20 protein-coding genes and 1 pseudogene are annotated in these 21,144 nt (G+C 63.1%); 8 read left to right on the forward strand and 13 right to left on the reverse strand.

The annotated features are described in order from the left end of the window. Positions 1 to 34 precede the first annotated feature (34 nt). From uvrA to JFU04_RS16710, 8 genes are all read right to left on the reverse strand, one after another. Positions 35 to 2,551, reverse strand: coding sequence for an excinuclease ABC subunit UvrA (gene uvrA / locus JFU04_RS16675; RefSeq protein ID WP_201144999.1), 2,517 nt, complete (start codon positions 2,549 to 2,551; stop codon positions 35 to 37). 8 nt (positions 2,552 to 2,559) lie between these two features. Next, positions 2,560 to 4,260 carry an ATP-binding protein gene (locus JFU04_RS16680; RefSeq protein WP_201145001.1) on the reverse strand — a complete coding sequence of 567 codons (1,701 nt, stop codon included), beginning with the start codon at positions 4,258 to 4,260 and terminating at the stop codon, positions 2,560 to 2,562. A 125-nt stretch (positions 4,261 to 4,385) separates the two neighbouring features. After that, positions 4,386 to 7,478, reverse strand: a complete 3,093-nt coding sequence (locus JFU04_RS16685; protein WP_201145003.1) for an error-prone DNA polymerase — start codon at positions 7,476 to 7,478, stop codon at positions 4,386 to 4,388. Further along, positions 7,454 to 8,866, reverse strand: a complete 1,413-nt coding sequence (locus JFU04_RS16690; RefSeq protein ID WP_065907694.1) for a Y-family DNA polymerase — start codon at positions 8,864 to 8,866, stop codon at positions 7,454 to 7,456. The genes JFU04_RS16685 and JFU04_RS16690 overlap by 25 nt, the downstream gene beginning before the upstream one ends. Positions 8,867 to 8,873: 7 nt before the next feature. Further along, positions 8,874 to 9,488 carry a translesion DNA synthesis-associated protein ImuA gene (gene imuA / locus JFU04_RS16695; protein ID WP_065907693.1) on the reverse strand — a complete coding sequence of 205 codons (615 nt, stop codon included), beginning with the start codon at positions 9,486 to 9,488 and terminating at the stop codon, positions 8,874 to 8,876. Beyond that, positions 9,488 to 10,105 (reverse strand): transcriptional repressor LexA, encoded by a 618-nt coding sequence (gene lexA, locus JFU04_RS16700; RefSeq protein ID WP_201145005.1) that lies wholly within the window; start codon positions 10,103 to 10,105, stop codon positions 9,488 to 9,490. The genes imuA and lexA overlap by 1 nt, the downstream gene beginning before the upstream one ends. A 1,304-nt stretch (positions 10,106 to 11,409) precedes the next feature. Continuing rightward, positions 11,410 to 11,997: an NUDIX domain-containing protein gene (locus JFU04_RS16705; RefSeq protein WP_065907769.1), complete on the reverse strand. Its 588-nt coding sequence runs from the start codon at positions 11,995 to 11,997 to the stop codon at positions 11,410 to 11,412. Positions 11,998 to 12,029: 32 nt separating this feature from the next. Then, a complete protein-coding gene (locus JFU04_RS16710; protein WP_201145007.1) occupies positions 12,030 to 12,875 on the reverse strand; it encodes an SDR family NAD(P)-dependent oxidoreductase in 846 nt (281 codons plus the stop codon). Between the two features lie 162 nt (positions 12,876 to 13,037). On the opposite strand from JFU04_RS16710, the gene JFU04_RS16715 reads away from it, so the two are divergent. Then, entirely contained in the window at positions 13,038 to 13,964 is a 927-nt protein-coding gene (locus JFU04_RS16715; protein ID WP_065907690.1) for an alpha/beta hydrolase, read from the forward strand. A 192-nt stretch (positions 13,965 to 14,156) separates the two neighbouring features. Here JFU04_RS16715 and JFU04_RS16720 read toward each other — a convergent pair whose 3' ends face one another. Then, positions 14,157 to 15,317, reverse strand: a complete 1,161-nt coding sequence (locus JFU04_RS16720; RefSeq protein WP_201145009.1) for an alpha-hydroxy acid oxidase — start codon at positions 15,315 to 15,317, stop codon at positions 14,157 to 14,159. Between the two features lie 121 nt (positions 15,318 to 15,438). Between JFU04_RS16720 and JFU04_RS16725 the strand changes: the two genes are divergently transcribed. Further along, positions 15,439 to 16,224, forward strand: a complete 786-nt coding sequence (locus tag JFU04_RS16725) for a DeoR/GlpR family DNA-binding transcription regulator (protein ID WP_065907687.1) — start codon at positions 15,439 to 15,441, stop codon at positions 16,222 to 16,224. Here the strand turns inward: JFU04_RS16725 and JFU04_RS16730 are convergent. The 3 genes from JFU04_RS16730 to JFU04_RS16740 are packed head-to-tail and all read right to left on the reverse strand — an operon-like array spanning position 16,189 to position 17,581. Next, positions 16,189 to 16,926 (reverse strand): DUF72 domain-containing protein, encoded by a 738-nt coding sequence (locus JFU04_RS16730; protein WP_242485912.1) that lies wholly within the window; start codon positions 16,924 to 16,926, stop codon positions 16,189 to 16,191. The two genes, JFU04_RS16725 and JFU04_RS16730, sit on opposite strands and share 36 nt — an antisense overlap. Then, positions 16,923 to 17,354, reverse strand: coding sequence for a DNA methylase (locus JFU04_RS16735; protein ID WP_106803554.1), 432 nt, complete (start codon positions 17,352 to 17,354; stop codon positions 16,923 to 16,925). The genes JFU04_RS16730 and JFU04_RS16735 overlap by 4 nt, the downstream gene beginning before the upstream one ends. 2 nt (positions 17,355 to 17,356) lie before the next feature. After that, positions 17,357 to 17,581 (reverse strand): hypothetical protein, encoded by a 225-nt coding sequence (locus tag JFU04_RS16740; protein WP_201145013.1) that lies wholly within the window; start codon positions 17,579 to 17,581, stop codon positions 17,357 to 17,359. Positions 17,582 to 17,779: 198 nt separating this feature from the next. On the opposite strand from JFU04_RS16740, the gene JFU04_RS16745 reads away from it, so the two are divergent. Together JFU04_RS16745 and JFU04_RS16750 are read left to right on the forward strand one after the other, a co-directional pair. After that, complete coding sequence (locus JFU04_RS16745; RefSeq protein WP_201145015.1) at positions 17,780 to 18,283, forward strand: DUF4142 domain-containing protein; 504 nt, start codon at positions 17,780 to 17,782, stop codon at positions 18,281 to 18,283. Positions 18,284 to 18,313: 30 nt separating this feature from the next. Further along, positions 18,314 to 18,874 carry a type 1 glutamine amidotransferase domain-containing protein gene (locus tag JFU04_RS16750; protein ID WP_106803552.1) on the forward strand — a complete coding sequence of 187 codons (561 nt, stop codon included), beginning with the start codon at positions 18,314 to 18,316 and terminating at the stop codon, positions 18,872 to 18,874. Between the two features lie 60 nt (positions 18,875 to 18,934). On the opposite strand, the gene JFU04_RS16755 is transcribed toward JFU04_RS16750, so the two are convergent. Next, positions 18,935 to 19,141 carry a PLDc N-terminal domain-containing protein gene (locus tag JFU04_RS16755; RefSeq protein ID WP_065907680.1) on the reverse strand — a complete coding sequence of 69 codons (207 nt, stop codon included), beginning with the start codon at positions 19,139 to 19,141 and terminating at the stop codon, positions 18,935 to 18,937. A gap of 139 nt (positions 19,142 to 19,280) precedes the next feature. Here JFU04_RS16755 and JFU04_RS16760 point away from each other — a divergent pair, with 139 nt between their 5' ends. The 4 genes and pseudogenes from JFU04_RS16760 to JFU04_RS16775 all read left to right on the forward strand — a co-directional run bounded on the left by JFU04_RS16760 (position 19,281) and on the right by JFU04_RS16775 (position 21,141). Next, entirely contained in the window at positions 19,281 to 19,838 is a 558-nt protein-coding gene (locus JFU04_RS16760; protein ID WP_065907679.1) for an ATP-dependent Clp protease proteolytic subunit, read from the forward strand. A 189-nt stretch (positions 19,839 to 20,027) separates the two neighbouring features. Next, a complete protein-coding gene (locus tag JFU04_RS16765) occupies positions 20,028 to 20,504 on the forward strand; it encodes a hemerythrin domain-containing protein (protein WP_065907677.1) in 477 nt (158 codons plus the stop codon). Between the two features lie 170 nt (positions 20,505 to 20,674). Continuing rightward, positions 20,675 to 20,782 (forward strand): annotated as a pseudogene (locus JFU04_RS30290) (general stress protein); the annotation flags it as partial. Positions 20,783 to 20,862: 80 nt separating this feature from the next. After that, positions 20,863 to 21,141, forward strand: coding sequence for a hypothetical protein (locus tag JFU04_RS16775; protein WP_446739686.1), 279 nt, complete (start codon positions 20,863 to 20,865; stop codon positions 21,139 to 21,141). Positions 21,142 to 21,144 lie beyond the last annotated feature (3 nt).

A 21,144-nucleotide genomic window follows, 5' to 3' on the forward strand; every position in this document is an offset into this window, starting at 1 on the left:
GAAGGCGCCCGGCTTGCCGGGCGCCTTCAGGGGGTCAGAGCTCCTTGGCGAGGAAGGCGGCGGTGCGGCTTTTCTTGCTTTTCGCGACCTTCTGCGGCGTGCCGCTGGCAACCACCTTGCCGCCCAAATCCCCGGCCCCGGGCCCGATATCAATCACCCAGTCACTCTGGGCCACCACGCGCATTTCATGCTCCACCACGACCACCGTATGCCCCGCGTCCACCAGATGGTTCAACTGGCTGAGCAGGCGGTCGACATCCCGTGGGTGCAAGCCGGTTGTCGGCTCATCCAGCACATATAACGTGGCGCCGCGCGCATTGCGCTGCAGCTCGGTGGCAAGCTTGATGCGCTGCGCTTCACCCCCCGACAGCTCGGTCGCCGGCTGGCCCAGGCGCAGGTAGCCCAGGCCGATATCGCGCAGTACTTGCAATGAGCGCAGTACGCCAGGCTCCTCGGCAAACACTTCTACCGCCTGCTCTACCGTGAGCCCCAGCACCTGGGCGATGCTCAGGCCTTGCCATTGGATCGCCAGGGTCTCGGGGTTGTAGCGCGCGCCGTGGCAGGTCGGGCATGGCGCATACACGCTGGGCATGAACAGCAATTCAACGCTGACAAAACCCTCGCCTTCGCAGTTCGGGCAACGGCCCTTGGCGACATTGAAAGAGAACTGCCCGGCATCGTAATGGCGTTTCTTCGCCGCCGGGGTGGCCGCGAACAGTTTGCGCACGTGGTCGAACAATCCGGTGTAGGTCGCCAGGTTGGAACGCGGCGTGCGGCCGATAGGTTTCTGGTCGACCTGCACCAGGCGGCGAATCTGCTCCAGCCCGGCACTGATGCGCCCGCCGCTGGTTTGCGGTGCATCGTCTTCCAGGCTGGGTTCCTCGTCGGTTTCCACCCGGCTGCCGAGGCCGCCACTTACCAGCTCCAGCAACGCCTGGCTGACCAGGCTGGATTTGCCCGAGCCGGAGATGCCCGTCACCGCCGTGAAGCAGCCCAACGGAAACTCCACCGCCAGGTCCTTGAGGTTATTGCGCGTCACGCCTTCCAGCTGCAACCAGCCGCTGGGCTGACGTTGCGCTGCGCTCGACGGGCGCCGTGCGGCGAACAGGTAGTCACGGGTCTGCGAGGCCTCGACCTTGGCCAAACCCGCCGGTGGCCCGCTGTACAGTACGTGTCCGCCATGCTCGCCGGCCGCCGGGCCGACGTCGATGAGCCAGTCGGCGCGGCGCATGGTTTCCAGGTCGTGTTCCACCACAAACAGCGAATTGCCCGCCGCCTTCAAGCGATCCAGCGCAGTGAACAGTGCTTCGCTATCCGCCGGGTGCAAGCCCGCCGAGGGCTCGTCCAGCACATAGATCACACCGAACAACTGCGAGCCCAGTTGCGTGGCCAGGCGCAGGCGCTGCAACTCGCCGGACGACAACGTCGGCGTGCTGCGCTCCAGGGACAGGTAACCCAGCCCCAAGTCGGTCAACGTGCTCACGCGTTCGAGCAAATCCTGGGCAATGCGCTGGGCGGCCAGGCGCTTTTCCACCGACAGCTTCATCGTGTCCTGCCCCGCCGCTACCGGGCGCAGCACTTCGGCCAGTTGGGTCAGCGAACGTTGCGACAATTCACCGATATCCAGCCCGGCAAACTTCACCGACAGCGCGGCCTTGGTCAGGCGCTTGCCCTCGCACAGCGGGCAGGCGCTGCCCTGCATGAATTGCGACACGCGTTTTTTCATCAGCGCGCTTTGGGTGTGGGTGAAAGTGTGCAGGATATAGCGCCGCGCGCCACTGAACGTGCCCTGGTAACTCGGCTCCAGTTTGCGTTTCAACGCCTCGCGGGTCTGCTGTGGGGTGAAGCCGGCGTACACCGGCACGGTCGGGGTTTCTTCGGTAAAGAGGATCCAGTCGCGCTGCTTTTTCGGCAGGTCGCGCCATGGAATGTCGACGTCATAGCCGAGGGTCACCAGGATGTCGCGCAGGTTCTGGCCCTGCCACGCCAGCGGCCACGACGCCACGGCGCGTTGGCGGATGGTCAACGAAGGGTCCGGCACCATCAGCGCCTCGGTTACCTCGTACACCCGGCCCAGGCCATGGCATTGCGGGCACGCGCCCTGCGGCAGATTCGGTGAGAAATCCTCGGCATACAGCATCGCCTGGCCCGCCGGGTAGCTGCCGGCGCGCGAGTACAGCATGCGGATCAGGCTCGACAAGGTCGTGACGCTGCCCACCGAGGACCGCGCGCTCGGCGTGCCGCGCTGCTGTTGCAGGGCCACGGCCGGAGGCAGGCCTTCGATGGAGTCCACATCCGGCACGCCGACCTGATCGATCAGGCGCCGCGCATACGGCGCCACCGATTCGAAATAACGCCGCTGGGCCTCGGCATACACCGTGGAAAACGCCAGCGACGACTTGCCCGAGCCGGACACGCCGGTGAACACCACCAAGGCATCGCGCGGGATGTCCACATCGACGTTCTGCAGGTTGTGTTCGCGGGCGCCGCGCACCCGGACGAAGCCTGGTCGCTGGGCAGTGAGGGCGGGGATGTCACGCTGTGAAGTCATGGTCAACCTTATCGAGCGGTGAGCACGCTGCGCACCCGTTGCGCCAGGGCTTCGGGGCTGTAGGGCTTGCTCAGCAGATGAATGTCGGGGCTCAGCAGGTGATTCCCGGAAAGAATGTCGCGGGTGTGCCCGGAGGTGAACAGCACCGCGATCGGTGGCTCCTGGGCGCGCGCCCAGTTGGCCAGGTCGGTGCTCTTGACCCGGCCGGGCATCACGACATCGGTGAAGATCAGATCGGGCAGCACGCCCGACTGCAGCATGTGCATCGCCTGGTCGCCGTCTTCGGCGGTGAGCACGGTGTAGCCCGCCTGCTCGAGCAGCTCGACGACCGTCACGCGCACGTCTTCGTTGTCTTCGACCACCAGCACCGTCTCATGCCCGTTGGCCGGCAGCACCGGTTCGGCGTGGGTGTCCTGGCTCTCTTCACCCAGGTTGCGCGGGAAATACATCTGCACCACGGTGCCCTTGCCCTCTTCGCTCCACACGTCGACATGCCCGCCGCTCTGGCGCACGAAACCGAACACCATGCTCAAGCCAAGGCCGGTGCCGTGGCCACTGCGCTTGGTGGTGAAGAACGGTTCGAACACCCGCGCCAAGATCGCCGGCGGCATGCCCACGCCGATATCCGTGACCGCCAGGCGCACATACTCGCCCGGCTTGATGCTTTTACCCACGCACTCGGCAGGGTTGAGAATGATATTTTCGCCGGTGATGCGAATCACGCCCTCGCCCTGCATGGCATCACGGGCATTGATCGCCAGGTTGAGCAGCGCGTTTTCCAACTGGTTGCGGTCGACGTTGATGCACCAGGAATCCTGGGGCAATTGCACGTCGATATGGATGGTCTCGCCCAGCGCGCGCTGCAGCAGCTCGCCCAGGCCTGCGTAGATGCGCTGCGGGTTGTACACCGCCGGCGACAACGGTTGGCGCCGCGCGAAGGCGAGCAGTTGCGAGGACAGCTTGGCGCCCCGCTCCACCGCCGCAATAGCCGCCGTGACGCGGCGCTGTACCTGGGGATTGTCCGGCTCATGACGGGCCAGCAGGTGCAGGTTGCCGGCGATCACTTGCAAAAGGTTGTTGAAGTCGTGGGCGACGCCGCCGGTCAGCCCGCCGATGGCCTCGAGCTTTTGCGCTTGGCGCAGTTGCTCTTCGGCGGCGGAACGCGCCTGCACTTCGGCGGCGACGCGTTGCTCCAGGTTATGCGTGAGTTCCTGGCGCACTCGTTCGGATTTCACGTGCTCGGTGGTCTCGTTCACGATCACCAAGACCCCGGCAGGTTGCTGGTGGTCATCGGCGATGGGGCTGTAGGTCAGGTCCATCCAGACCTCTTCCGGCACGCCGTTACGCAGCAACTCCAACGGAAAATTGCGGTAGGACAAGGTGCCGCCCGCCAGGCACGTATCCAGCACATGCCGGTTGAAATCGGCGACCTCAGGCCAGCCCAGCTCCACCGCCGTGCCCAGCAGGTAGGGATGCCGACCGCCGGCAAACACCGAATAGCTGTCGTTGTAAATCATGTAGCCCGCCTGCCCCCACAGCATCACCATCGGCATGGGCGAGGCCAGCAGCATCTGCACGCTACTGCTCAGGCTGCAGGGCCATTTCTCAATCGGCCCAAGCTCGGTCGAAGACCAGTCGAAGGCGCGGATCCGCTGGGCCATTTCACCGCCCCAACCTTCACAACCGTGGGTATTGGATAAAAACTGCATGGTGGGCTCTTGGCGAACGGATGGGTGAATGGGTGGGGCGATAGCCGTGATAAAACCTTGGAGCCCGGCAGCCGTGAAACGTTTCATTGCATATAACGTATCCGCAGCGGCGGCGGCAACTCCCCTCAGTGAAAATCCCGACTCCGCACCGTGATCCCCTCCAGCAGCGGCGTCAGGTCGGTCAGGCGCCCGGCAATCAGGTGCCGGACCTCGCCCACCGCTTCCCAGCGCCCGTCCACCTTGAGCAGCCGCGAGCCGACCAGGGCCTGGCGCTGACGCTCGGCCAGGTCGCGCCAGACCACCACATTGAGGTTGCCGAACTCATCTTCCAGGGTGACGAACGTGACGCCGCTGGCGGTGCCAGGACGCTGGCGACCGGTGACCAGCCCGGCGATGCTGACGTTGCGCCCATGCTCCACCGCAAGCAATTCCTGCGAGCTGCGACAGCGTCGTCTGCGCAGCTCCGCGCGCAGCAGCGCCAAGGGATGCGGGCCGAGAGTCGTGCCGACGGTGGCGTAATCGGCGTGCAGGTCCTCACCCACCGTGGGTGCAGGCAGCTCCACCTGCGCCTCGTCGGGGCTCGGCAAACCGGCGAACAACCCCAACTGTTTATGCACCCCGGCCACGTCCCAGCGCGCCTTGTGCCGGTTGCCGGCCAGGGCGCGCAAGGCCCCGGAATCCGCCAGCAAGGCCTGGGCGCGGGGATCCAGCCCGGCGCGTTCGTCCAGGTCGGCGATGTCACTGAAGGCCCGACGCTGGCGCGCCGCCTCGATGCGCCGCGCATCCTCTTCGCGAAACCCCGAGATCATGCGCAAGCCCAGGCGAATCGCCGGCTGTTCGCCGTCGCTCGGCTCCAGGCTGCAATCCCAGTCACTGGCCTGCACGTCCACCGCACGGACCTGCAAGCGATGGCGTCGCGCGTCCTGCAGGATCTGGTCCGGGCTGTAGAAACCCATCGGCCAGCTGTTGATCAGCGCGCAGGCGAAGGCCGCCGGCTCATGGCATTTGAGCCAGCAACTGGCGTAGGTCAGCAAGGCAAAACTGGCCGCATGGGACTCGGGAAAGCCATAGCTGCCAAAGCCCTTGATCTGCTCGAAAATCTGCGCGGCAAACGCCTCGCTGTAGCCATTCTTGAGCATGCCGGTACGCAGGCGCTGCTGATGCGGTTCCAGGCCGCCGTGGCGTTTCCAGGCGGCCATCGAGCGGCGCAGCTGGTCGGCCTCGCCGGGGCCGTAGTCGGCGGCGACCATGGCAATCTGCATCACCTGCTCCTGGAACAGCGGGATGCCCAGGGTGCGTTTGAGCACCGCTTCGAGCTGCGGCGACGGGTAGGTTTCCGGCTCTTCCTTGTTCCGCCGCCGCAGGTACGGGTGCACCATACCGCCCTGGATCGGCCCCGGCCGCACAATCGCGACTTCGATCACCAGGTCATAAAAGGTCTTTGGCTTGAGCCTTGGCAACATCGACATCTGCGCCCGCGACTCGATCTGGAACACGCCGATGGTGTCGGCCTTGCTGATCATCGCGTAGGTGGCCGGGTCTTCCTTGGGGATCGTCGCCAGGGCCAGGTCGCGATTGCGATGACGGCGCAGCAGATCGAAACAGCGGCGGATCGCGCTGAGCATGCCCAGCGCCAGGATATCCACCTTGAGCAGGCCGACGGCGTCGAGGTCGTCCTTGTCCCACTGGATGATGGTGCGCTCGGCCATGGCGGCGTTTTCCACGGGTACCAGGGTGTCCAGCGGGTACTCGGAAATCACGAAGCCGCCAGGGTGCTGGGACAAGTGCCGGGGGAAGCCGATCAATTGCTGCGTGAGGGTGAGCACGCGGCGCAGGATCGGGCTGTGCGGGTCGAAACCACCTTCGCGCAGGCGCTCCAGTGGCGGTGCATCATCGCTCCAGCGCCCGCAGCATTCGGCCAGGGCGTTGATCTGGTCCGGCGGCAAGCCCAGGGCCTTGGCCACATCGCGCACCGCGCCGGCCGCGTGGTAACTGCTGACCACCGCCGTCAGCGCCGCGCGGGTGCGACCGTAGCGCTGGAACACGTACTGCAGCACTTCTTCGCGGCGTTCGTGTTCGAAGTCGACGTCGATGTCCGGCGGCTCGTTGCGCTCCTTGGACAGGAAACGCTCGAACAGCATGTCGGTCAGGCTCGGGTCGATCTCGGTGATGCCCAGGGCAAAACACACCGCCGAGTTGGCCGCCGAGCCTCGGCCCTGGCACAGGATCGAACGGCTGCGGGCGAAGCGCACGATGTCGTGCACCGTGAGGAAGTAACTTTCGTAGCCCAGGTCGCTGATCAATTGCAGCTCGTGATTGATCTGCTGCAAGGTCTTGGCGTCCACCCCGTGCGGCCAGCGCTGGGCAATGCCTTCTTCGGTCACGCTGCGCAACCAGGACCTGGCGTCATGGCCCTCGGGCACCAGCTCGCGCGGGTAGTGATAGCGCAGCTGGCTCAAGTCAAAGGTGCAGCGGCGCGCGATGTTCAGGGTTTCGTCGCGCAGCGCTGGCGGATACAGCGCGACCAGGGCATCGAGGCTGCGCAAATGCCGCTCGCCGTTGGGGTGCAGGCGCGTGCCGGCTTCGGCCACCGGCACGTGATGGCGGATGGCGGTCATGGTGTCCTGCAGGGCGCGGCGACCGCGCGCATGCATGTGCACATCGCCGCAGGCCACTGCCGGGATCTGCAGGCTGGCAGCCAGTTGCAGGCGTTGCTCCAGGTGGCGTGCATCGTCCTGGCCGCAGTGCAGGTGCACCGCCAGCCACAGGCGCTCGGCAAAGGTGCGGCGCAGCCATTGGACCGAGGCCTGGGTGTCGTGGTCGTCGGCGACCCACAGCGCCAGCAGGCCGGGCAGCGGTTGTTCGAAGTCTTCCAGCAGCAGTCGGTACTGGCCCTTTTCGGCCCGGCGCCGCGCCAGGGTAATCAGCCGGCACAGGTGCTGATAGCCGCTGAGGTCCTCCACCAGCAACACCAGTTTCGGGCCGTTCTCGATGCGCATCTCGCTGCCGATGATCAGCGGCAACTCCACCGCCTTGGCCGCCTGCCAGGCGCGCACGATGCCCGACAAGGTGCACTCGTCGGTAATCGCCAGGGCGCTGTAGCCCTCGCGCTTGGCCCGCTCGAACAACTCCAGCGCACTGGAAGCACCGCGCTGGAAGCTGAAGTTGGACAGGCAATGCAGCTCGGCGTAACTCATGCGAACCAGCCTTGCAGCCACAACCCATCGCTTTGTCCCACGGTGCGATAGGCCCAGCCTTGCTGGCCGGCACGGGTCTGGATCAGGTAGTAGTCGCGGCGAATATCGGCGCCATCCCACCAGCCGGACTCGATGCGTTCCGGGCCCATCAGGATGTGCACCGCCTGCTCAGCCAGCAACGTCGGTTCGTTGAGCAGCCAACCGGGGCGTTGCACCTTGCTCAAGGTCGGGCATGCGCGACTGTCAGCCGCTGCTTGCCAGGCGCACTCGGGGCGATGATCGGCGTGAAAACGCAGGCCTTGCACCGCGTCATCCCCCAGGCGCGCGCGCAAGCGTTCGCGCAGTTGCTCCCACGGCAAAGTCTGCTGCGGACGGTCGTCGAACAGGTCCTGGCGTTGCGGGACGAAGACCGGCAAATCCTGGGCCACCAGGCGAAAACCGCGCACCGGTGACGTCACTTGCACTTGCTCCAGGCGCCCGCGGGCCAGCTCGAAGAGCATCGCCGGCTCGCGCTCGGCACTCAGCAGGCCGACCTTGATCACACTGTCGGGCGCCTGGGCATGTTCCAGGTGCAGGTCGAAACGCTGCACGCCACTGTCGCGGCCGCAAAGGAAGGCGGACAGGTCGCCGGTCAAGCGGCGCAATGGAAATAGCAAGGCCTGGTGGGATTGCACGTCGAAATTCAACTCGATGCGCACATCGAACTGGTCCGGCGGCTGATAGAACGCCAGCGCCAAGGGCCGCTGCCCGCTCAACGCATCCAGGTGCTTGAGCAGGCTGGCGTCAAAGCGCCGCGCCAGGGTATGCCGGGGCAGCGCCTGCACCTGGGCCAGGCTGCGCAGGCCCATGCGCGACAAGGCAGTGGCCGCCGCAGGGTCGAAGCCGGCGCGGTCGATAGGCAGCGGCGCCAGGGCCTGCATCAACCCCTCATCGTTGACGGCCAGGCCATCGTAGATATTCGCCAGCACCCGCGCCGCCGCCGGGTTGGGCGCAGCGACGATACGGTGGCGAAAACCCAGCTCGGTCAGCTCCGTGCGCAAGCGTGCCTCGAACTGCGCCCACGGCCCGAACAGCCCCAGGCTCGACTCGATTTCGAACAGCAAGGCGCGTGGGTAATACACACTGACCTGGGAGCTGAAGCGGTAGGCCCAGGCCGCGAGGAACTGTTGCCAACGTTCTATTTCAGCCGGGTCGTATTCGGCGCAAGTGAAGGTCTTGGCCAGCGCATGCGCGGCCGTCAGGGATTGGCCGGGGCGCAGGCCCAAGGCGCGCGCAGCGTCATTGACGGTCTGCAGCACGCGACGCTGCGGCGTGCCGGCCAGCAGCGCCAGCGGTTGATCCGGTTCGGGATACAGGCGCTGCACCCCGTCCAGCGCCAATTGCGGGAAGACAATACACACCCAGCGCATGGCAACCTCAGTGCCCCGCCAGTGCAATCGGTGCCGGGTGGGCCAGGCCGCCCCGGCATTTGAGCACCCGCACCTGCGCCGGCCTGGCTTCGACGACCAGACGCAAGGCGGCGGGCGAGGCGTTGACCGCCTCACTCAAGGCACGCCAGGCAAATGCCAGGGTCTGCCCGGTTTCCGCCGCCACCTGCAAGCGGCGCAGCGCGCGATCATCGGCCTTGCGCGGCCAGCACAGCACCGCGCCGCAACTGCCGGAGCGCAGGCATTGCTCCACGGCCCACAGGGCATCGCGCTCCTCGGCCTGGATCACCGAGAGCTGACGCAAATCCACTCCGGCGTTCTGCCAGGCATGCGGATACGGCGTGTAGGGCGGCGCCACCAGCACAATGCGCTCGCCCGCCGCCGACAGCCGCGCCAGGGTCGGCAGCACCAGCTGCAGCTCGCCCACACCTTCCTTGGCCATGAGGATTTCGCTCAAGGCCGACTCCGGCCAGCCGCCTGTCGGCAACACCGCATCCAACGCCGCCAGCCCGGTGGGCTGCACGCTGGCCGGAGGCGCGGCAGGTCGGCCCTTCCAGACACGGCCGCCATTGAACAGCGTATCCAACGCAACCACGGCGCCCATCAGCCTTGCCTCACCAGGCCGCAAAACACCCCTTCGATGGCCAGGTCCTGATCGGGCCCGACCACGATAGGTTGATACGCAGGATTGCGCGGCAGCAAGCGCACATGCTCGCCGTGACGTTCGAAGCGCTTGATGGTGACTTCGCCGTCCAGGCGCGCCACCACAATCTGCCCATTCAAGGCCTCGGCACTGCGCCGTACGCCCACTAGGTCACCGTCGAGAATGCCATCCTCGATCATCGAGTCGCCCTGCACCCGCAACAGATAGTCCGGGGTTTTCGCGAAGGTGGCGGGGTCGAGTTGCAGGCGGCTGTGCACGTCGGCATCGGCACCGATGGGCGAGCCCGCGGCGACTCGGCCGAGGACCGGGATGTCCAGCCACTCGGGGCGTGCCGGTTGGTTGAGCAGGCGAATACCACGGGCCTGGTTGGGGTTGACCTCGATAAAGCCGGCTTCGGTCAGGGCCAGCACGTGTTTACGCGCCACGCTGCGAGAGGCGAAGCCAAACGCCTCGGCGATCTCGGCGAGGCTCGGAGACTGGCCTTGCTGCGCGATACGCTCGCGGATAAAGGTCAGGATGGCGGTACGGCGGGGAGTGAGAGTCGTCATGGAGTACATTTGTACTCCTGTGGGAATTTTCTGACAATAGCCGCCAGTCTGAAGGTGGGTTTGCTCGCGAAGGCGCCAGATTAGCCACCCCCTGCAGCGACTGACCCACCGCTTTCGCGAGCAAGCCCGCTCCCACAGTTTTGATTGCTGTTCGGGCTGGGATTCGGGGTGCTGCACCAGCATTTGAGCGGACGGCACAACCCGGCTCCAACCTTGAAATACACCCCAAGTGTGGGAGCGGGCTTGCTCGCGAATGCGGTAGACCAGCCACCCTCTCCAGCGACTGACCCACCGCTTTCGCGAGCAAGCCCGCTCCCACAGTTTTGATTGCTGTTCGGGCTGGAGTTCGGGGTGCTGCACCGGCATTTGAGCAGGCGGCACAACCCGATTCCAACCTTGAAATACACCCCAAATGTGGGAGCGGGCTTGCTCGCGAAGGCGCCAGACCAGCCACCTTCTCCAGCAACTGACCCACCGCTTTCGCGAGCAAGCCCGCTCCCACAGTTTTGATCGCTGTTTGGACTGGGATTCGGGGGGCTGCACAAGCATTTGAGCGGACGGCACAACCCGGCTCCAACCTTGAAATACACCCCAAATGTGGGAGCGGGCTTGCCCGCGAAGGCGCCAGACCAGCCACCCTCTCCAGCGACTGACCCACCGCTTTCGCGAGCAAGCCCGCTCCCACAGTTTTGATCGCTGTTTGGGCTGGGATTCGGGGTGCTGCACCGGCATTTGAGCAGGCGACACAACCCGGCTCTAACCTTGGAATACACCCCAAATGTGGGAGCGGGCTTGCTCGCGAAGGCGCCAGACCAGCCACTCTCTCCAGCAACTGACCCACCGCTTTCGCGAGCAAGCCCGCTCCCACAGTTTTGATCGCTGTTCGGGCTGGGGTTCGGGGGGCTGCACAAGCATTTGAGCAGGCGACACAACCCGGCTCTAACCTTGGAATACACCCCAAATGTGGGAGCGGGCTTGCTCGCGAAGGCGCTAGACCAGCCACCCTCTTCAGCGACTGACCCACCGCTTTCGCGAGCAAGCCCGCTCCCACAGTTTTGATCGCTGTTTGGGCTGGGATTCGGGGTGCTGCACAAGCATTTGAGCGGACGGCACAACCCGGCTCCAACCTTGAAACACACCCCAAATGTGGGAGCGGGCTTGCCCGCGAAGGCGCCAGACCAGCCACCCTCTCCAGCAACTGACCCACCGCTTTCGCGAGCAAGCCCGCTCCCACAGTTTTAACCGAGTTCGACAGACAACACCGAACAACTCCAAGGCCGCCATGTTACTGAGGAAGTGGAAAGCTCACCGTCTCACCAACCCTCTTTCAACATCCGCAACTCCAGGTGCTGCAGTAGCAGGATGGTCTTCCCATCCACAATCTCCCCGGCCTGTACCATCGTCAGCGCCTGTTCGAATCCCAGCTCCAACACTTCGATATCCTCGCCCTCTTCTTCCAGCCCGCCGCCATCCCCCATCCGGTCACCCGGCTGATATTCGCCGATAAAGAAGTGAATCCGCTCAGTCACCGACCCGGGACTCATGAACGCCGCATAGACCTTCTCCACCTGCCCCACGCGGTAGCCGGTCTCTTCCTCCGCTTCCAGTCGAATGCGCTCCTCGGGGCTGGCATTGTCCAGCAGCCCGGCGGCCGTCTCGATCAAGTAGCCGGGGTAATCGTTGACGAACGTTGGCATGCGGAACTGGCGAATCAGCAGCACCGTGCGCTGTTCGCGGTTGTACAACAGGATCGTCGCGCCATTGCCCCGGTCATACACCTCACGGGTCTGGGCCTGCCAACTGCCATCACGGCGGCGCAGGTCGAAGCTGTATTTCTTCAGGATGTACCAGTTGTCCGAAAGGGTCTCTTCGGCCGTGATGCGAACGGGGCTGTTGTCCATGGTCAGGTCTTTGCTCAAGGGAGTCATCGGGTTCACGCCTGTTTGATGCGAGGCCACGCGGCGGCGACAGCTTCGGCGCTGTCCGCCTTGATCCGGGCGAGATTGCGCGGGTACTCCACGCCGGGGTTTTCAGTGAAGCGCGTGGCAGTGAATTGGCCATTGCTGGCGCGCAGGATGTAGCCCGTGTCCTCGCACTGCGCGGAGGCCAGGAAGACCACGCCCGGCGTCACCCACTCCGGCTTGAGTTCGCCAGGCTCCTCGGTGACACCCCACATGCGCGTCTTGGCCACCGGCGAAATCGCGTTGACGCGGATCCCGGCCTCGGCGCCCTCATGGCTCAACGCGTTCATGATCCCCAGTTGCGCCATCTTGCCGGCGCTGTAGGCCACCAGGCCGGTCTGCTCGTACTGCGCATACATCGCGCGGTCGGACGTGGTGAGGATGATGCGCGGCGCGGCGGATCGCAGCAGGTGTGGCCACGCGTGCTTGCACAGCCACAGCGGCGCGTAGAGGTTGATGTCCATGGCGCGCTGCAGGAACGCGGCATCCAGGTCGGCAATGTTCTGGTAACCGACCCAACCGGCATTGTGGATGAGGATATCGAGCTGCCCGAACGCCTCGATGGCCGAGGCGATCAGTTGCCGGCTGCCTTCTTCGGTGGACAGGTCACCCGCGTGACCGATCACCTGCAAGCCTTCGGCCTGCAAGGTCCTGGCCGCCGACTCGACCACCGTGACGTCGTTGCCGGCGCCGACCGGGTCGGCACCAATGTCGCTGATCACCACCCGCGCCCCGCCCAAGGCCAGCGCCCGTGCATAACTGAGCCCCAACCCGCGGGCGCCGCCGGTGACAATCGCGGTTTTGCCTGTGAAATCCATGTGCTTGCTCTCCTGTGTAGCCGCCCACCCTAACAACCGGTGCAGGGGTAATTCAATGCTGTAACACTTTGCAAGCAATCGCCGTGGACGGCTGTCGAATTAATTCCTGCCTGCGCGGGCCATCTGGTAAAACCCGTGCTTCACCTTTGTCCTGGAACCTTCATGTCTTCTCGTTTTCTGTCTCGCCTGGGCCTGCGCTGGTTTCCCCTGCTGTGCATGGCGCTGCTGATCGTCGGCCTGCCGGTGGGGTGTGCCGTGCTGCAACACAAGGAGCGCGAGCTGGTGTTTCGCATAGAGCCGGGGACTGCCAGCTGGTACAGCGGTTTGCCCAAGGCAGTGCAGGAGTTCGAACTCAAGCCTGCCAGTTTCAAGTCCGGGCAGAACATCCATGGTTGGTGGTACCCGGCGGCCAAGGCCGACGCGCCGGCGATCCTCTACCTGCACGGCGTACGCTGGAACCTGACCGGGCAGCTGTTTCGCATTGAGCAGTTGCACGCCCTCGGCTATTCGGTGCTGGCCATCGACTATCGCGGGTTTGGCCAAAGCCACGGTGAGCTGCCATCGGAAACCACCGTGTACGAAGACGCCCGCATCGCGTGGGAGCGTTTCCAGGTGCTGCAACCGGACCCCAGCAAACGCCTGATCTACGGACATTCCCTGGGCGGCGCGGTAGCCATCGACCTGGCCGCCGAACTGGGCAAGCAAACGCCGTTGCCGGTGCGCGGGTTGGTAATTGAATCGACCTTCACCTCCCTGGCGGATGTGGCCACGGCGGTGGCGAATACCTCGTTGCCGGTACGCTGGCTGCTGTCGCAGAAGTTCGATTCCATCGACAAGATCGCCGCTATCCATATGCCCCTGCTGGTGGTCCACGGGCTGGCCGATCAATACGTGCCGCCGCGTTTCAGCCAGCAGTTGTTCGAAGCCGCCCAGGAACCCAAACGGCTGTTGCTGGTGCCCGGCGCCACGCACAACAACAGCATGAGCCTGGCCGGTCGCAATTATGGCCAGGCACTCGACAGCCTGATGCAAGCGAAGATGCCGCCGCAGGTTGTCACCCACTCCACAGCGCGCAACGGCGACTCATAAAAGCGCTTTTCGGCACTGGGTTCGCGCTTGCGTGTCAAGCGCAAACCCTGCCCATACTGGCCCGCGTCGAAAGTTGATCAAATATTAACCGAGGGTTAAATCACCAACCCTGCCGGGCCTTCGCAAAGTTATCCACAGAGATACCCACGGTTTTCGTGGACAACTCTTTTTATTTTTTTACGATTTTTTTGCTCAGTAAACGTTTTCGGGAAATGTACCGGGCAACAAAATCTCGCGATTCACATCGCGTATATCTTTATAGCCGCACAACGCCATCGACACGTCCAGCTCACGCGCAATGATCTGGAGTGCCTTGGTCACGCCCGCCTCGCCCATCGCGCCCAGGCCATACAGGTGCGGGCGACCGATCATGGTGCCCTTGGCGCCCAATGCCATCGCCTTGAGCACGTCCTGGCCGGAGCGAATGCCGCCGTCGAGCCACACTTCGATGCGCTCGCCTACCGCGTCGACAATCGCCGGTAACTGGCTGATGCTCGACGGCGCACCGTCCAGCTGACGGCCACCGTGATTGCTCACCACCAGTGCATCGGCACCGGAATTCGCCGCCAGGCGCGCATCCTCCACATCGAGGATGCCCTTGATGATCAGCTTGCCGCCCCAGCACTGCTTGATCCACTCCACATCGTCCCAGCTCAGGCGCGGGTCGAATTGCTGGGCGGTCCACGACGACAACGAACTCATGTCCGCCACGCCCTTCACATGCCCGACAATATTGCCGAAGCCGCGCCGCTGGGTGCCGAGCATGCCCATTACCCAGCGCGGTTTGGTCGCCATGTTGAGGATATTCGGCAGGGTCAGCTTGGGCGGCGCCGACAGTCCGTTGATCAAATCCTTGTGGCGTTGGCCGAGGATCTGCAGGTCGAGGGTCAGCACCAGCGCATCCACGCCAGCGGCCTTGGCGCGCTCGATCAATTGCTCGACAAACGCGCGATCACGCATCACATACAGTTGGAACCAGAATGGCTGGCCGACGTGTTCGGCGATATCTTCCAGCGAGCAGATGCTCATGGTCGACAAGGTGTAGCGCAGGCCAAACGCGGCGGCGGCGCGAGCGGTGAGAATCTCGCCATCGGCATGCTGCATACCGGCCAGGCCGGTGGGTGCGAGGGCGACCGGCATGGCCATGTCCTGGCCGATCATGCGGGCGCGGATCGAGCGCTCATCGATATTGCGCGCGACCCGCTGGCGGAATTTGATCCGCGCGAAATCGCTTTCATTCGCCCGGTAGGTGCTCTCAGTCCAGGAGCCGGAATCGGCGTAATCGTAGAACATCCGTGGGACACGTTTTTGCGCCAGCTTGCGTAAATCTTCGATGGTTGTAATCAACGACATCTAGGTCACCTCTCCCTGAACTGAACACAGAGAGTAACCGCCCATCGGCTGCGCAACCAGCCATTGCGTTTAGATAGGCAGGAGACTAATCTCGCACAAACCCGCAAAAAAGCGCAAAACCATGCACACCACTCATCAAGCCATTGACCTGCCTTCGTTGCGCAAACAAAAGATCCTGTTGCTGCTCGAGCGCGATGGCAAAGTCACCGCCGCCGACCTGGTAGAGCATTTCGCCGTGTCCCAGGACACCATCCGCCGCGACCTCGGCGAACTCGCGGCTGCTGGCCTTCTGCAACGCGTGCATGGCGGCGCCCTGCCCCGGCCCAAGGACACCGGCAAGGACTTCTTCACCCGGGTCGGCGAGACCAACGACGCCAAGCGTCACCTTGCCCACCGGGCCGCCAACCTGGTGGAAGACGGCCAGATCGTGTTGTTCGATTCCGGCTCCACCACACTGCAGATTGCCCAGTCGTTGCCGCGCTCGATCCGCCTGACCGTAGTCACGCCGTCGCCGATGATCGCCATCGCGCTGGCCGATCATCCCGAAGTGAAGGTGATCCTGGCCGGTGGCCAACTCAACCCGGCGACCTTGTCCACCACGGGCCAGGACGCCGTGCGCCTGATCCAGAGCGTCAAGGCCGACCTGCTGTTCACCGGCGTATGCGCACTGCATCCGCAGGTGGGTATCAGCTCGCTGCATTTTGATGAAGTGGCGGTCAAACAAGCCCTCCTCGACAGCGCCTCGCACGTGGTGGCAGTGACCATGGCCGACAAGCTCGGTGCGGTGGAGCCGTTTGTGGTGGGGCCATGTGAGCGTATCCACACATTGATTACCGAGTGGCACGTGCCGAGCGTCGAAGCGTACCAACGGTTAGGCCTGGAAGTGCTGCAGGTGGAGGTCGAGTAGGTACAGTGCATCCGCCAGCGCATGACCACTGGCGGTGTTATCGAAGATGCACCAGGTGCAAATACCCTCTTCGACAGAGGCTCTCAACTGCTGCAAATAGGCCCGGAGCCGTTCCGGCCCATATGCGCTGTGATAGATACGTGGCGACCCATGCAGACGCCAATAGCGCACGCCCTGCCAACCGCCCGGTGCCTCACCGGTGTCGATGACCGGGGGATCTGCAGCCACGCGCCCAATGTGCAGGTCCTGCAACAATGCTTCAGCCTCAAGCCAGCTGGCATGACGCGGTTCCAGCACCACCACGCCCTCATAGCGTTGTCGCAGGGCGCGAAAAAACGTCGCGGCGACAGTGGGCTCATAGCGCAGCGAAGGGGGCAGTTGCACTAGCAGGCAGCCCAAGGTTTCACCCAATTGCAGGCATTGCTGAAGAAACTCATCCAGTGCTGTTTCGCAGTGCTGCAAGCGCAGTTCGTGGGTAATGCGCTTGGGTACCTTGACCGAAAAACGAAAGGTGGCTGGCACGGACTGTGCCCAACGCTGGTAAGTCTTGGGCAAGTGAGGACGATAGAACGAACTGTTGATTTCAACTGCCTTCAGGCGCGAGGCATAACGCTGAAGGTGCGTACCTTCCCCCTCAAATGCAGACCATTGTTCACGGGGCAAACTCCAACCGGCGCACCCCACATACAGAGCTGCTGTCAAAACAGCACCGCGGCCGCATCGCGCATGAAAATCTCAATGGTCTTGGGCCCCACGCCGTCAAATTCCCCCAGGCGTTTTTCGAACGCCTGGCGGTCTTTGCTGGCACTGCGCATGTGGGTGATCTTGCCAGCGTATTCGGCGTTGAGCTTGGCACTGAGGTCGAGCAGGCGCTGCGCGGTGCTCTCGTCATAACGCACGTAATGCGCACGCCCGAGCATCGAGACCAGCTCACGCGATGTGCAGTGCTGCAACTTGCGCGGCGTGTCGCGGCCCTGCTCTTCGACGATCACCTTATAGGCCTGTGCCGCGATGGGCGCCTGGATGCGCTTGCCCATCAGGAAACTGGCGACAAACCATTTGAACAGGCTGGCGTCATCCGCAGGCTTGAGATCAATCCCCAGTTCCGACGCGGAAATTGCCTTGGCCATGTTCAGTGGCCCAGCTTGCGCTCGGCCTTGGCGGCCTGCTCGTTGATCGCATCGGTCTGACGCTCGGTGTCCTTGATCGAGGTCGGCGTGAGCACCTTGTCGACGGTTTCGGTCTTGGGATTCGGGCGCTCCAGCGTCTCGCCCTTGGCGGCGGTGCCGGCACCTTTCTGCGCCTGTTCGGAGCTGATGGGTTCAGGGGTTTTGTCGGCGGTCTTGTGATCAGTCACGGTGTCTCTCCTGGCAGTTGAAGGCGTGCAAGAAAATCGCACGCATCTGTGCAGCAGAGGCCAACGGATTTCGATAGTTCAAGGAATTTGCCAGCCATGCCCGCTGGTGAGAAAAGCGCGAATTAATTTAAACCTTTTGCAGTCGGGCCGGCTCAACACTCAGGTAACGGCATCCCGCCATGTTCAAGGAGATCCACCATGACCACGCAACTGATCAAACAAATGGGCCTGACTTTCGTGCTGGTTGCCGGCTCGATTTCCACGGCCATGGCCGCGACGTCCAACAGCTTCGTAGAAGACGCGGCACAAGGCGGCATCACTGAAGTCGAGGCCGGCAAACTCGCCCTCGAAAAAAGCAGCTCGGCCGATGTGAAAACCTTTGCCCAGCACATGGTCACCGACCACACCAAGGCCAACGAGGAACTGGCGGCCCTGGCGAAAAAACTCGATATCGAAGTGCCGGACGATGCCGCGCTGACCGACAAGGCCAAGAAAGCCATCCTCGAGCTGCGCGATGAATCGTTCGACAAGGCCTACGCCAACAACCAGGTGGCGGCCCATGAAAAAACTGTCGAACTGTTCCAGAAAGAAGCCGCTTCCTCGGGCAACGCCGAGCTGAAAGCCTTCGCCACCAAGACCCTGCCGACCCTTGAAGCCCATTTGAAAATGGCCAAGGAACTGCAAGCCAAACACGACCATTAATCTACCCCTGACCCAAGGAGACACTCGACCATGAGCGCGCAACTCAACGGCAAGCACATCCTGATCATCACCTCCAACACCGGCATCGAGCGCGACGAGCTGGTCAAGCCGCTGGAAGCGCTGCGCGGGTTCGGCGCCACCGTAACCCACGCATCCAGCAAGGGCGGCACCACCCAGACGTTTGTCGGCGATACCGAGAAAGACAAGACGGTGGAATCCGACGTGCAGCTGTCGGACGTGGTCAGCAGCGAATTCGATGCACTGGTCATCCCTGGCGGCACCGTCAACGCCGACACCCTGCGCCAGGATGCCGCGGCGCTGCGGGTGATCAACGACTTCGTCAAGGCCGGCAAGACCGTGGCCGCGATCTGTCACGGCCCATGGGCGCTGATCGACGCCGGCGTGATCAAGGGCAAGACGCTGACTTCCTACAAAAGCGTGCGCATCGACCTGGAAAACGCCGGTGCCGCCGGTTGGGTGGATGCCGAGGTCAAGGAGTGCAAGGCCAACGGCTGGACCTTGATCACCTCGCGTACACCGGATGACTTGCCGGCATTCAACCAAGCCATCGCCAAGGCCCTGGCGGGTTGATAGCGATGGGCTGAAACGCAAACAGGCGCCTCTCGGCGCCTGTTTTTTTACCTATGAACCTTAACTTCTGCGCTGCTGCGCCATCTCTCGCTTGGGACCAAACATCGCCCAGGCAATCAGCCCCAACAGCGGCACGAAAATCAGCACTACCACCCACAGCCCCTTGGTCTCCCAGCCACCGGTGCTGCGCAATACGACGTTGATCGCCCACAATTCCAACAGCAGCAAAATCACCGCCAACGCGATCCAGATATATTCTATTTGCATGGTTCACCTCCTGAGGTCTATGCATTAGGTCAAGCATCTGGCCCGAGGGTTCCATCCGATTTGCACCCGGGCACATCGCGGGCAACCTTCTAGACTCAACCTCAGTCACCCCTCTTGCACTGAATTCCGGAGGTTCAGGATGACCGAGCATGTTATCCACTTTCACTGCCAGATCGACCAGGGCACCACCGAGCGTTTTCGCGACTGCTGCCTGGATGCGATCGACGAAGGCGCCAGTTCGCTGCTGCTGAACCTGTCGACCACCGGCGGCAGCACCAACTTCGGGTTTACCCTCTACACCTTCCTCAAGGCGCTGCCGGTGCCGCTCTGCGCGATCAACGCGGGCAATATCGAATCCATGGGCATCATCATGTTCCTGGCAGCGAACCGGCGTATCACCACGCCGCATTCGCGCTTTCTGATCCATCCGATGAACTGGTACTTCAGCCAGAGTTCGGTGGACCACCAACGGCTGCGCGAGTACCTGTCGAGCCTGGATAACGACCTCGCCCGCTACGTGAAAATCTATGAACTGGAGACGTCCCAGGCCGACACCCAGCTGGATATCTTCAAGTGCCTGTCAGCCGAGGAAAAGGTTATTGCCGCGCACGAATCGCTCGCCTACGGGATTGCCCATGAGGTCAAGCAGGTGGTGTTCGCCGAAGACATCAAGCATTGGAAAGTCAGCGGCGGCTAGGGACGGCGTAATGCAACCCAAACCTTGCACGACCATGCAAGCTGCACGACCGCCACACTGACACTCATGACATAATCGACTGATTAATAACGTATTTATAAATACGTTCAAGTTGGTATAACTGATGCACTACCTACCGGACGAGGCGCGCACTTCGACGCGCCCGCTTGCTATCCGTGAGGTTCCACCATGAATGCCATCGACCTTCTCAAGGCTGACCACGAACGCGTCAAGGCGTTGCTGACCCAACTGAGCGAGTCCACCGAACGCGGCGTCAAGAAGCGCACCGAGCTGCTGGCCAAACTCGAGATGGAGATCAGCCTGCACACCAAGCTCGAGGAAGAGATCCTCTACCCGGCCTTCCGCAAAGCCGGCGGCAAGGAGCAAGACATCATGTACCACGAAGCCAAGGAAGAGCATCGCACGGTCGACGCCCTGGTGCTGCCCGACCTGAAGCAGACCGAGCCATCCACCACCGAGTTCTCCGGGCGCGTCAAAGTGGTCAAGGAACTGCTGGAACACCACATCGAAGAAGAGGAAACCGAGATGTTCCCCCAGGCCAGGAAGCTGCTGGGCAAGGCGGTGCTGGAAGAACTCGGCGCTGAAATGGAAGCGATGAAAGCGGCGCACAAGAAATCCATGGGCGCCAAGCCGCTCGCGGCGTGACGTCCATTCGTCGCATGGTCGCGAACTTTTTCAAACTTTGCTTTCGGTTGAGTATTCCCAATTAAGCGACACCATTGATTCACTCATTGATGAGGGATTTGAAAATGGCTACCAGCGGAAAAACCACCACGGGTGCAGGCGGCAAAGCCAAGCCCGACACACAGAAAAAAAGCGGCGGTCAAGGTTCGGGCGGCAACTTTGCCAATGACCGCGAAAAGGCTTCTGAAGCCGGCAAAAAAGGCGGGGCGCACAGCTCCGGCGGCGGCAAGAAGTCTTGATTGAAGCAGTACTGGAGCCCGGATTTTTCGGGCTTCAGTCATGATCAGAGCAACAAGGGAATCGCGTCATGAAGACCAGAATGTCCCAAAGGATTTTGCTTATCGTCGGCCTGTCGGTCCTGCTGGCCAGTCCGGCCTTCGCCGCCTTCGGCGATGACACCGCGCCGTCACCGAATACGCTGAGCGACAGCAGCGCCGCGGGCTCTGCCCTGCCGCCGGGCACCTACCCCAGCAGCCCATCAGACAGCGACAAAAAAACCGAGACTGCTCCCAAGGAAAAAGCCTCGCCGAGCCCTGCGCCGCACAAACAGCCCAGCAGCAAGGCGACGAAAAAGAAAACCGCGCATACCGGCAGTTGACGC

It is taken from the genome of Pseudomonas sp. TH21 (assembly GCF_016651025.1).
In the GTDB taxonomy this organism is placed as follows: Bacteria; Pseudomonadota; Gammaproteobacteria; order Pseudomonadales; family Pseudomonadaceae; genus Aquipseudomonas; species Aquipseudomonas aylmerensis.